Source organism: Shewanella sp. UCD-KL12 (assembly GCF_001957125.1).
GTDB lineage: Bacteria > Pseudomonadota > Gammaproteobacteria > Enterobacterales > Shewanellaceae > Shewanella.
This window is the reverse complement of the sequence record NZ_MPHJ01000003.1, coordinates 122,190-134,788: the sequence shown is the minus strand read 5'-3', so window position 1 is coordinate 134,788 and position 12,599 is coordinate 122,190. Positions and strand designations below refer to the sequence as shown.

At 44.2% G+C, this 12,599-nt stretch carries 9 protein-coding genes; 5 read left to right on the top strand and 4 right to left on the bottom strand.

Features of this window, described 5'->3' with window-relative positions:
• Positions 1 to 275: 275 nt before the first annotated feature.
• Positions 276 to 4,157, bottom strand: a complete 3,882-nt coding sequence (gene purL / locus BM736_RS08320; protein ID WP_076410804.1) for a phosphoribosylformylglycinamidine synthase — start codon at positions 4,155 to 4,157, stop codon at positions 276 to 278.
• Positions 4,158 to 4,481: 324 nt separating this feature from the next.
• On the opposite strand from purL, the gene mltF reads away from it, so the two are divergent.
• Together mltF and BM736_RS25400 are read left to right on the top strand one after the other, a co-directional pair.
• The gene (mltF, locus tag BM736_RS08315) at positions 4,482 to 5,921 is read left to right on the top strand and encodes a membrane-bound lytic murein transglycosylase MltF (RefSeq protein WP_076410802.1); all 1,440 of its coding nucleotides are present in this window, start codon (positions 4,482 to 4,484) and stop codon (positions 5,919 to 5,921) included.
• A gap of 80 nt (positions 5,922 to 6,001) precedes the next feature.
• On the top strand, positions 6,002 to 6,124 hold the full coding sequence (locus BM736_RS25400) for a hypothetical protein (protein ID WP_256717762.1): 123 nt from the start codon (positions 6,002 to 6,004) through the stop codon (positions 6,122 to 6,124).
• A gap of 26 nt (positions 6,125 to 6,150) precedes the next feature.
• On the opposite strand, the gene tadA is transcribed toward BM736_RS25400, so the two are convergent.
• Positions 6,151 to 6,666, bottom strand: coding sequence for a tRNA adenosine(34) deaminase TadA (gene tadA, locus BM736_RS08310; RefSeq protein ID WP_076410801.1), 516 nt, complete (start codon positions 6,664 to 6,666; stop codon positions 6,151 to 6,153).
• A 113-nt stretch (positions 6,667 to 6,779) separates the two neighbouring features.
• Here tadA and BM736_RS08305 point away from each other — a divergent pair, with 113 nt between their 5' ends.
• Entirely contained in the window at positions 6,780 to 7,658 is an 879-nt protein-coding gene (locus BM736_RS08305) for a GGDEF domain-containing protein (RefSeq protein WP_076410799.1), read from the top strand.
• The gene (locus tag BM736_RS25135; RefSeq protein ID WP_179079027.1) at positions 7,630 to 7,791 is read left to right on the top strand and encodes a hypothetical protein; all 162 of its coding nucleotides are present in this window, start codon (positions 7,630 to 7,632) and stop codon (positions 7,789 to 7,791) included. Before BM736_RS08305 ends, BM736_RS25135 begins: the two co-directional genes overlap by 29 nt.
• A 120-nt stretch (positions 7,792 to 7,911) precedes the next feature.
• Here BM736_RS25135 and guaA read toward each other — a convergent pair whose 3' ends face one another.
• Both guaA and guaB read right to left on the bottom strand, forming a co-directional pair.
• Positions 7,912 to 9,489 (bottom strand): glutamine-hydrolyzing GMP synthase, encoded by a 1,578-nt coding sequence (gene guaA / locus BM736_RS08300; protein WP_076410797.1) that lies wholly within the window; start codon positions 9,487 to 9,489, stop codon positions 7,912 to 7,914.
• 147 nt (positions 9,490 to 9,636) lie between these two features.
• On the bottom strand, positions 9,637 to 11,109 hold the full coding sequence (gene guaB, locus BM736_RS08295) for an IMP dehydrogenase (protein WP_076410795.1): 1,473 nt from the start codon (positions 11,107 to 11,109) through the stop codon (positions 9,637 to 9,639).
• 119 nt (positions 11,110 to 11,228) lie between these two features.
• Between guaB and xseA the strand changes: the two genes are divergently transcribed.
• A complete protein-coding gene (gene xseA / locus BM736_RS08290; RefSeq protein WP_076410793.1) occupies positions 11,229 to 12,557 on the top strand; it encodes an exodeoxyribonuclease VII large subunit in 1,329 nt (442 codons plus the stop codon).
• The last annotated feature ends 42 nt before the right edge of the window (positions 12,558 to 12,599 follow it).

Genomic DNA, 12,599 nt, shown 5'->3' with positions numbered 1-12,599 from the left:
TTTAGCATCACCTTATATAATAGTTGTCACATCGCTGGATAGCGAATTTACACTTTTACTGGTTTGAATTAGATATGTTGCCAACGCTATATTTATAGATGTTTAGTCATTGCTTACACACTAATGTAAATGTAAGAGTATGATTTAAAAGATATGATTTTCAAGTGTAAACCTAAAAAAAAAGAGCTCCTAAAATTTAGGAGCTCTTTTTAAGGCAGTTTTCTTAAGGTTATAGTAAATTAGTACCTTGAGCTGCAGTTTTTGAAAGCAAGATATTAGCCAAGCTTAACACGCGCATTTCTGAACATTCTCATCCATGGACTATCCTCGCCCCAGGCATCTGGATGCCAAGAGTTAGCAACAGTTCTGAATACTCGCTCAGGGTGCGGCATCATTATCGTTACACGACCATCAGAGCTACAGATCCCAGAAAGCGCATTAGGCGAACCATTCGGGTTTTGCGGATATTGAGTCGCAATTTCCCCTTTTCCGTTCACATAACGCAGTGCAACAGTGCCTGATGCTTCAGCTAAAGCCATCGCTTCAGGTGTTGCAAACTCAGCACGCCCCTCTCCATGGGATACAGCTATTGGCATACGAGAACCCTGCATCCCCTCAAGGAAGATAGATGGACTCTTCTGTACTTCAACCAAACTAACTCGCGCTTCGAAGCGCTCAGAGCGGTTTCTAACAAAACGTGGCCAATGCTCGGTACCAGGAATAATATCTTTCAGAGTTGAAAGCATCTGACAGCCATTACATACACCAAGAGATAGGCTATCTTCACGCTCGAAGAATTGAGTAAACTGTTCACGTGCTCGTGCATTAAACAAAATAGACTTAGCCCAGCCCTCACCCGCTCCTAGTACATCACCATATGAGAAGCCACCACAAGCCGCTAGGCCCTGGAACTCATCAAGGGTTACGCGGCCACTAAGAATGTCGCTCATATGAACATCACGACTTTCAAAGCCTGCTCTATCGAAAGCCGCAGCCATTTCAAGGTGTGAGTTGATACCTTGCTCGCGCAAAATAGCCATCTTAGGTGCAGCACCTTTGAGAATAAATGGCGCAGCCACATCTTCATTAAGGTCAAACGTTAGCGCTGCTGTTAAACCTGGCTCTTTAGCATCTTGTTTAAGCTTAAACTCTTCATCGGCACAATCTGGGTTATCACGCAAAGACTGCATCTTATGGGTTGTTTCAGCCCAGATAGTTCTTAGCTCTGTACGAGATTCAACGAGTAGCTCACGCTCACCGTCATTGATAGTAATCGTATCATCCGTCGTTAATCCACCGATAACATGACATGCAACTCCAGCGGCATTGAACTTAGCAATAATAGCTTCACTTTGAGCGGCATTAACTTGAATGACACCACCGAGCTCTTCATTAAAGAGTCGCTCGATATCTGAACCTTCTACATCTGCAAGATCGATATTAAGACCTGTGTTGCCAGCAAAAGCCATCTCAACAAGCGTGGTTAAAAGGCCGCCATCGCTACGGTCGTGATAAGCAATAACATCTTGGCTTGCGACAAGAGGCTGAATCACTTCAAAGAAGCCGCGTAGTAAACTTGAATCTGTCAGATCTGGCGCACTATCACCGAGTTCACTATAAACTTGAGCAAGGCAAGAGCCACCAAGTCGGTTATTCCCTGCACTTAAGTCGATAAGTAATAGCTCAGTCTCACCTTTATCGCTGCGAAGCTCAGGTGTCACTGTATTACGGATGTCTTTGACTGCGCCAAAGGCTGTAATAACCAGAGACATAGGTGAAGTCACCGACTTATCTGTGCCATTATCTTCCCACGCTGTCTTCATTGACATTGAGTCTTTGCCGACAGGGATAGTGAGGTCAAGCTCAGGACATAGCTCTTCACCAATCGCTTTAACTGCCTCAAAAAGACCAGCATCTTCACCCGGGTGACCTGCTGCAGACATCCAGTTAGCTGATAATTTAATGCGTTTAAATGAACCTATATCAGTACCAGCAATGTTCATGATTGACTCAGCAACAGCCATACGTGCTGATGCGCCGAAATCAAGTAGTGCAAGCGGCGTACGCTCACCCAAAGACATAGCTTCACCGGTGTAAGAGTCGAAACTTGATGCCGTTACAGCACAATCAGCAACCGGAACCTGCCAAGGGCCGACCATCTGATCGCGATTAACTAGACCTGTTACACTGCGATCGCCAATTGTGATTAAGAAGGTCTTCTCAGCAACAGTTGGCAGTCTAAGAACACGGCGAACCGCTTCTTTCAACACAATTTTACTTTGATCAACTGCAGGAGACTCAGCCTTAGCACTTACCACATCACGGCTCATCTTAGGCGCTTTACCTAATAGAACTTCAAGGGGCAAGTCGATAGGCTTATCTTCAAAGTGCTCATCACTCAGTGATAGGTGACGCTCTTCAGTCGCGACACCAACCACAGAGAATGGTGCACGTTCACGCTCACAGATCGCAGTAAATGTCGCAAGATTCTCCGGCGCTACAGACATAACGTAACGCTCTTGAGATTCGTTACACCAGATCTCTAATGGGCTCATTCCTGGCTCATCTGATGGCACATTTCTTAGCTCAAACTTGCCGCCACGGTCGCCATCATTAACGAGTTCAGGAAAAGCGTTCGAAAGCCCACCCGCGCCCACATCGTGGATAAATTGAATTGGGTTGTTATCACCCATCTGCCAACAGCGATCAATAACCTCTTGGCAACGACGCTCCATCTCAGGGTTTTCACGTTGAACAGAGGCAAAATCAAGATCTTCATTTGACTCACCAGAAGTCATCGAAGAGGCAGCACCGCCACCTAGGCCAATATTCATCGCAGGGCCACCAAGTACTATTAATTTAGCACCTACGGTGATCTCACCTTTTTGGACATGTTCTTCACGGATATTACCTAGACCACCGGCAAGCATAATAGGCTTATGGTATCCACGTACTTCTACACCGTTATGACTACTGACTTCCTGCTCATAGGTACGGAAATAACCTAATAGTGCCGGACGACCAAATTCATTATTAAATGCAGCGCCACCTAATGGCCCTTCAGTCATAATATCTAGTGCAGTAACGATACGCTCAGGCTTACCGTAATCAGCTTCCCATGGCTGAACAAAGCCTGGGATCTTTAAATTTGAAACACTAAAGCCTGTTAAACCCGCTTTAGGCTTAGAGCCTCGACCCGTTGCACCTTCATCACGGATCTCACCACCAGAACCAGTAGCAGCGCCAGGATATGGGCTGATAGCCGTCGGGTGATTGTGGGTCTCAACCTTCATTAGGATATGCATAGGCTCTGGATGGTAGCTATACACACCGTCATCTTCTGGGAAGAAACGACCTGCAGTGTAACCTTCCATTACCGCTGCATTATCTTTATACGCTGATAAAACACCATCCGGAGTTTTAGCAAACGTGTTTTTAATCATCTTGAACAGAGATTTTGGCTGAACTTCGCCATCTATGGTCCAATCTGCGTTAAAAATCTTATGACGACAATGCTCTGAGTTTGCTTGAGCAAACATCATTAACTCGACATCATTTGGATTACGGCCAAGTTTTATAAAGTTCTCGACAAGGTAATCAATCTCATCTGGCGCAAGCGCTAGACCAAGTTGGCTATTAGCAAGCTCCAGTGCACTGCGTCCTTCGCCTAAAATATTAACGCTGGTTACGACTTTAGGTTCAGTTTGAGCAAATAACACATTAGCTTGATTGAACGCTGGCATGATAACTTCAACCATACGGTCATGCAGTAACGCGTTTAACGCCTTTTGCTGATCGCTAGTTAGAGTCTCAGACTGTACATAGTAGGCAATACCACGCTCTAAACGCTTAACCTTATTGAGTCCACAGTTGTGGGCAATATCGGTAGCTTTAGATGACCAAGGAGAGATAGTTCCTGGACGTGGAGTAACAAAGTGAAGTGAACCTTCTGGCGCATGAGCTTCAATTGCTGGGCCATAGGTAAGGAGTTTTTCCAGTTGCTGAGTTTCACTCTCGTCTAGAGACTCAGTCAAATCGGCTAAATGGATGTACTCAGCATAAATATCAGATATAGGAAGTGCTGCATTTTCACAGGCTTCCATTAACTTCTTAACTTTAAATACTGATAAAGCAGGGGCTCCGCGGATGATCTCCATCACGTCATTTCACCTTATAGATTATAATTGCAGGGTCAGATCTGGCGACATTATAAGGAAATGCGACAGACAAATCACCCGAAGTATCTACTGAAAACAGTGTTTCCTATTACGCAAAATCAATCTAATTTAAAATGAGTAAATCATCAGCAATATGGGGAGGAAATATATAAAAATTAGCCCATAATTTAACTATTGTTTCTTAAAACCGATACAGAAAAATATTGATAAAACTTCACCATCAATCAGTTTTTATTCAGTTACCAATCGATATGATATAATCACCCGCTGTCTTCCTGAAAAATGTAGAGAAATAAGCGATATATGAAGAGACTCTTGTTTGTTTTACTCACTGTGATCCTGCTGGCTTCTTGCCAGAAGGTAACTGTGGAACAAACAGAACTCACGCCCCCAATCATTAAAACCTCACTGAAAGTCGGTACACTTTATGGTTCTCAAGTGTACGTAAAAACAGGGCAAGGTGACGCGGGGTTTGATTATGAGATGGCAACGCGTTTTGCCAATTTTCTCAAGCTTGAATTAGAAATGCTGCCCTACTCTAATATCGGTGAACTGTATAAGGCACTCGAGAACGGAGAAATAGACCTTATCGCAGCCGGGCTTGCCGATACTAAAAACCGCCGAGAGCAGTTCCGTTTAGGGCCGCCACTTTATCGAGTTAATCAAGTTTTGGTCTACAAACAGGGGACGAGCATTCCGCGTGATATCTCTCAACTGAAAGATCATATCACTGTCACAACAGATTCATCATTTGTTGAAACACTATCTCAACTACAAAAGCTGTACCCTGAGCTGCTATGGGAACAAGAGAAAGATAAAGACAGTGAAGAGTTGATGGGGATGATTGCCAGGGGTGAGCTCACTTATACTATTGCTGACTCAACAACATTTGATATTAATCGCCGTTTTATGCCAGAGCTACGTGCAGGGCCTGTCCTACGTGAAAAGCAGGCTATCGTTTGGCTCATTCCGCCAAAAAATAGCGATCAGCTGATGAGCAACCTACTCAGCTTTTGGCACAAGGAAAAGCGAAAAGGAACCTTAGCTCACCTCAATGAGAAATATTTTGCTCATGTAAAACGCTTCGATTATGTCGATACTCGGGCATTTTTACGTGCCATTGATAACAAGTTACCTAAATATAAAGATAAATTTATCCACTACGCCGATGGGATAGACTGGCGAAAACTGGCAGCCACTGCTTATCAGGAGTCTCATTGGAACCCTAATGCGCGCTCTCCAACGGGTGTGAGGGGCTTAATGATGCTAACTCTGCCTACAGCAAAGCAGGTGGGGATCGATAACAGGCTTGACCCGGAGCAAAGTATTAAAGGTGGCGCAAAGTATCTCAACGATATTTTGAAAAGGCTGCCTGAGTCCATCCCTGATAATCAGCGGATGTGGTTTGCGCTCGCCTCTTATAACATCGGCTATGGTCATGTTGAGGATGCAAGGAAACTCGCCCAATCTATGGGGCTTAACCCCAGTGCTTGGCGGGACCTTAAAGAGGTATTGCCTCTGCTTCATAAGCGAAAGTATTACAAGCAAACCCGATATGGCTATGCTCGCGGTAACGAAGCGGTTCATTACGTTGACAGTATCCGCCGTTATTACGATACATTGGTCTGGGTAGACAACCAAAACAAACTTATGGAAGACGAGGAAGCTCGCCAAGAGGAAACTCAAATGGTAGAGCGCTCAAGTGAAGAGAGTGAAGCATTAACAGGCGCTCAGCCCCAGTAAACCTTACTGCAGCAACATCCAATTTTATCCGCACATAAGCTTAATAACATCACTAAAATCTTGGTGAATGAGGAAAGAAGATGAAAAGAAATAGACTAAGATTTATCTCTTCAAGAAGAAGAACCCAGCAAAGGTCTCGCCATTTACGCACCATGAGCCGTCAAAAGATGTTCTTTGTATTTATCAAACCTAATGAGCAGTAATGACTCCCCTTCAGATCGCAGTAAGTTTAATTACTGCTTTGAGCTTCCGCAGCTTTTTGCTGCTTTCTCAGCGCTTTTTTCTCTTTTCGCCTACGCCTGAAAAATTGGCTTAATTGCTCACTGCATTCATCAGCCAGTACCCCTTGAGTCACCTCTAGCTGATGATTGAGCGCCGGGTGCCTAACCAAATCAAGAACAGTCCCCGCCGCGCCGGTTTTCTCATCTGTTGCCCCAAAAACCAAGCGTTCAACTCTAGAGTGGACAATCGCACCAGCGCACATAGCACAAGGTTCTAAGGTGACATAGAGTGTTGTATCAAGCAGCCGATAATTTTGAACCACTTGACCAGCCTGTCGCAGGCATAGCATCTCAGCATGCGCAGAGGGGTCGTGCTGATTAATACAATCATTTGAGCCTACAGCGATCACTTCATCGCCTTTCACTAAAATCGCCCCAACAGGCACTTCACCACGCTTTTCAGCTTCTTGCGCTTGTTGCATGGCCAGTTGCATAAAATGCCTATCTCTATCTCGTTGTTCCAATCTCTACCCTCCTCAATATCTCACTCGGTATTATACCTTTGAAAGCCATAGTTTCTAACGAATAAATCATTTCTAACTATACTGAGAGTTAATCCTTTGCTGATGGATAAATAATGTTCTCTCGCTTTAGCAAACAGTTCTTTATATTAGCGTTATCATTACTGATGAGTTTCTTTATCATCCACAATGCAGAGCTAATAAATACTCAATTAAGTATCGAGCTACAGGCCGAAGCTATTCGAGTCATTATCTGCCTTACCCTACTATTTTTGATTGAATCCATAAAAGATCAACAACAGATTTACTTACCCCTGTTTATTGGGGTCTGCGCACTTTACTTTGGCAATCTTCTTAACTTAATCGATGATTTTTATGACATGAATCAAGCACCACTAGCCACCATAGAAGACCTATTTGCAACCATTGGTTTAATCAGTGTGCTTATCGGCGTCGGCTTATGGGCTAAATATCATAAAAATCAGATAAAGCATCTTATGAAGCTAGCTGCAACCGATCCATTAACTGGATTACTTAATCGACGAGCGGCCATGAGCCAAATATCTAAGTATAAAGTTACAGGCCTTTTGGACTGTGTCATGATTTTAGACCTAGATAACTTTAAGGTGATTAATGATACTTTTGGCCACTCCGCTGGAGACAATGTCCTAAAAGAGGTAGCAAACATCTTACTTAACCAACTCACCAATAATGAGATAATTGCACGCTGGGGTGGAGAGGAGTTCTTAATCTATTGCAAACAGCCTAATGAAGAGGCTTGCCTAGAGCTTGCCATAAAAATTAAATATCAAGTTTCGCAGCACCTTTTTAAGGCTAACAATACGAGCCTAAAAGTCACCACGAGCATTGGCGTAGCAACATCTGCTTCAGAAAAACTTAAACTGTCTGAGACCATCAAGCGGGCAGATAAAGCCCTTTATCAAGCTAAAGCGGCTGGTAGAGATTATGTTCAAATGGCTGGCGTTAATCCATGATATTCAAGTAAGTCGGCGCGGTGGAGAAAATGTAAATCATCCACCTTCTGAAGAAGGTGGCTTTAAAGTGACTCCCTATAAGGGAGCTTTAGTTACTGTACACCTGCAAGTCGCCCTTGATATATCCCTATAGGCTCTACTAAATCACTGACCGCTATGGATGGTAACCACCTACTGAAGTATGTGGTTTAGGGAAGAAAACAAAAAAGGGCACCTAATTAGGTGCCCTTTATCTATTCAGTAATTAAACTGATTATTCCCACTCGATTGTCGCAGGTGGCTTACCTGAAATATCGTAAACCACACGCGAAATACCATCAATCTCATTGATGATTCGATTAGAAACACGGCCTAAGAAGTCATATGGAAGATGTGCCCAATGTGCCGTCATAAAGTCGATAGTCTCAACAGCACGTAGAGATACAACCCAATCATATTTACGGCCATCACCCATCACACCAACAGAGCGAACAGGCAAGAAAACAGTAAATGCTTGGCTCACTTTATGGTATAGCTCAGCTTTGTGTAACTCTTCGATAAAGATAGCATCGGCAAGACGCAGTAGGTCGCAGTACTCTTTCTTCACTTCACCCAATACTCGTACACCAAGACCAGGTCCAGGGAAAGGATGACGGTAAAGCATGTCGTATGGTAGACCTAGCTCTAAGCCTATCTTGCGAACTTCATCTTTAAATAACTCACGCAGTGGCTCAACAAGACCGAGCTCCATATCATCTGGCAAGCCACCCACATTATGGTGTGACTTAATCACGTGTGCCTTACCTGTTGCACTGCCTGCAGACTCAATAACATCCGGGTAGATAGTGCCCTGTGCTAGCCATTTAGCATTAGCACATTTCTTCGACTCTTCATCGAAGATATCAACAAATACGTGACCGATGATCTTACGCTTAGCTTCAGGATCCGCTTCGCCCTTCATCGCATCTAAGAAGCGATTTTCAGCATCCACATGAACGATATTCAGTCCAAAATGGTCGCCGAACATATCCATCACTTGCTGCGCTTCATTTAGACGTAGTAAGCCGTTATCAACGAAGACACAAGTTAGCTTGTCACCAATAGCGCGGTGAAGCAGCATAGCCACAACTGATGAGTCAACACCGCCAGATAGCCCAAGGATAACTTCGTCATCGCCAATCTGCTTTTTGAGTTTCTCAACCGCATCTTCAATAATTGAAGCAGGCTTCCAGTTCGCCTCACATTGACAGATATCCAGAGCAAAGTGCTCTAGCATACGTTTACCTTGGCGAGTATGAGTCACTTCAGGGTGGAACTGTACACCATAAAACTGTTTATCTTCATTGGCCATTGCGGCAAATGGACAGGTCTCAGTGTTAGCAACAGTCACGAAACCTTCAGGGATAGCTGAAACCTTATCACCATGGCTCATCCAAACATCAAGTAAAGGCTTACCCGTTTCGCTGATAGCATCTTCGATGCTCTTAAACAGCGCAGACTCAGTCTGTACTTCAACTTGAGCGTAACCAAATTCACCTTCACCTACACCTTGGATAACCTTACCACCAAGTTGCTCAGACATTGTCTGCATGCCATAACAGATACCAAGTACTGGCACACCAGCATTGAATACATACTCAGGGGCACGCGGAGAGTCTTGAGCAGTTACGCTTTCAGGTCCGCCGGCGAGGATTATCCCGTTCGGTGCAAAACCTTTAATCTGCTCTTCAGTAACATCCCAAGCCCATAGTTCACAGTAAACACCGATCTCACGGATACGTCTGGCGATGAGTTGTGTGTACTGAGATCCAAAATCTAAAATGAGGATCTTATGCTCATGAATATTGCTCATGGGAAACCTTATTTGTTTATCTAATTTTCGGTATCAATCTCAGTCTAAGTTCAACTCATGGTTTAACTGACTTGAGATTGGCATAAAATGGTTATTTAAAACGGGCGACTCAAAGTCGCCCGTTTAAACAATCGTTGTTAACCTAAGTTATGAACCAGAACTGTAGTTTGGCGCTTCTTTACTGATAGTCACATCATGTACATGTGATTCACCCATACCAGCAGAAGTAATTTTTACAAACTCAGCTTTTTCATTGAGCTCTTTAATTGTCGCGCAACCTGTAAGCCCCATACATGAACGTAAACCGCCCATGTGCTGGTGAATAATTTCTTTAAGCTTACCTTTATATGCAACGCGGCCTTCGATACCTTCAGGTACAAGCTTGTCAGCAGCGTTATCACTTTGGAAGTAACGGTCTGATGAACCTTGTGTCTGAGTCATTGCGCCAAGTGAACCCATACCACGGTATGACTTGTAAGCACGGCCATTGTAGAGTTCAGTCTCGCCCGGCGCTTCATCTGTACCTGCAAACATAGAACCTGCCATGATGCATGACGCGCCAGCAGCTAGTGCTTTAGCTAAGTCACCAGAGAAACGAATGCCACCGTCAGCGATAACAGGAATATCTAGATGTTTAATGGCTGTCGCCGCATCAGAAACAGCTGTTATCTGAGGCACACCAACGCCAGTCACAATACGTGTAGTACAGATTGAACCTGGGCCGATACCCACTTTAACAGCGTTAACGCCGGCTTCAACAAGCGCTAATGCGCCTTCAGCTGTTGCCACATTACCGCCAACAATTTGTAGTTCAGGGTATTTTGCACGAGTATCACGAATGCGTTGAAGAACGCCTTCAGAATGTCCGTGTGATGAATCGATAAGCAACACATCAACACCGGCTTTAACAAGTGCGTCGACACGCTCTTCGTTACCAGCACCAGCGCCTACAGCGGCTCCAACTCGAAGACGGCCTAGCTCATCTTTACAAGCGTTAGGCTTTTGCTCAGCTTTTTGGAAATCTTTTACTGTGATAAGACCTTTTAGCTTGAAGTTATTATCAACCACTAATACTTTCTCAACACGATGTGAGTGCATAAGCGTTTGAACTTCATCTAGCTTAGTACCTTCAGGAACGGTAACCAAACGATCTTTAGGTGTCATAACCTGATCAACTGTACGGCTCCAGTCAGTGATAAAGCGAACGTCACGGCCAGTAATGATACCAACAAGTTCGTTGGCTTCATTGACTACAGGGTAACCTGCAAAACCATTTCGCTGTGTCAGCACTTTAAGATCTGCAAGCGTTGTGGTTGGTGTGACTGTGACAGGCTGCTGTACAATGCCCGCTTCGTAAATTTTAACTTTACGAACTTCTTCGGCCTGTTGCTCGATCGTCATATTTTTATGGATAAAACCAAGACCACCTTCCTGTGCAATGGCAATTGCCAAACGAGCTTCAGTCACGGTATCCATGGCTGCAGACACAATAGGAGTATTGAGTTCGATCTTATTAGTTAGACGAGTCTTAAGAACGGCGGTATTAGGGAGTACGGTCGAGTGTGCAGGAACAAGTAACACATCATCAAAGGTAAGTGCTTCTTTCTTTAAACGTAGCATGGCAACATCTCCCAAATAGAGTAGGTTTGGAGGTGAAATATTGCGGCGAGATTATACCTTGCATATTTCACTTGGTAAATGGAAAATAGTAAAAAAGTGCCATTAGCAGTAAAAATTGTATGAAAACACCAAAAAATAACGTTTACACGGTTTCACGCCTCAATGGCGAAGTTAGGCAACTTCTCGAAGGTGAACTGGGTAAAATCTGGTTGAATGCCGAAGTTTCCAACTTTGCATCTCCCAGCTCTGGCCATTGGTACCTCACTTTAAAAGACAATAATGCTCAAATTCGCTCCGCCATGTTCAAAGGACGTAATCGCAGTGTCACCTTTAAACCCGTTAACGGGCAACAGGTGCTTGTTAAAGGAGCGATTAGTGTCTACGAACCTAGGGGCGACTATCAGTTAATTCTTGAGTCGATGCTTCCAGCTGGCGATGGTTTGCTAGCACAACAATATGAAGCGCTTAAGATGAAGCTGGCTGCTGAAGGTTTATTTGCCGCAGAAACCAAGCGCCCTATCCCATCAAACATACAAAAAATTGGTGTTATCACATCTGCTACAGGCGCAGCGCTTAAAGATGTGCTCCATGTACTAGCAAGGCGCGACTCCTCCATAGAGGTGGTCGTTTACCCCACTCAGGTACAAGGTGAAGGGGCTGACAAGTTGATATGTAATGCAATTGATATCGCCAATGCTAGATTAGAAGTCGATGTACTACTGCTTACACGCGGCGGCGGCTCACTGGAAGACCTATGGTGTTTTAACAGCGAAGATTTAGCCCATGCTATCTATAACAGCGCCCTGCCGGTTATCTCAGCCGTTGGTCATGAAGTTGATACAACCATCAGTGATTATGTCGCCGATGTTCGAGCACCGACCCCCTCAGCAGGCGCCGAGTTGCTTTCAAAAGATGCTGAAAACAAACGTGAGAAACTTGAGTTATGTCTATCAAGACTTAAACAGAGTTGGCAGCACTACCAGTTAAAGACCCATAGTCGTATGCATAACCTCAACCATCGACTACAACGTCTAGACCCTAAGCGTCGTCTAGAGCAATATGAGCAAAGCTTCGATGAAATGCAGTTCAGGCTTGACGCTGCTATGGAGAAAAAACTGTCTAACCTTGCCTTGAAACAGCAGCAACTGACTCATCGGCTAAACCAACAATCACCTAAAAACAAGCTAGATTTAGAAAGCCAACGACTCAGTTACTTAAGCTCAAGACTTAAAGACACCATCAAAGAGAAACTAAGCAACAGCGAAAAACACCTGAAATACAGTGCTCATCAATTAGAGACTGTTAGCCCTCTGGCGACATTAAGTCGAGGTTACAGCATAACCCAAGATGCTGATGGTAAAGTGCTAACCTCAGCAGCAGATGCTTCAGCTGGCGATGTGCTGACAACAAAACTACTAAAAGGTGAAGTGCAATCTAAAGTGCTTTAATCGCCTTAAAAAACCGTAGCTTATAGAAGACAAGGCGCTAAC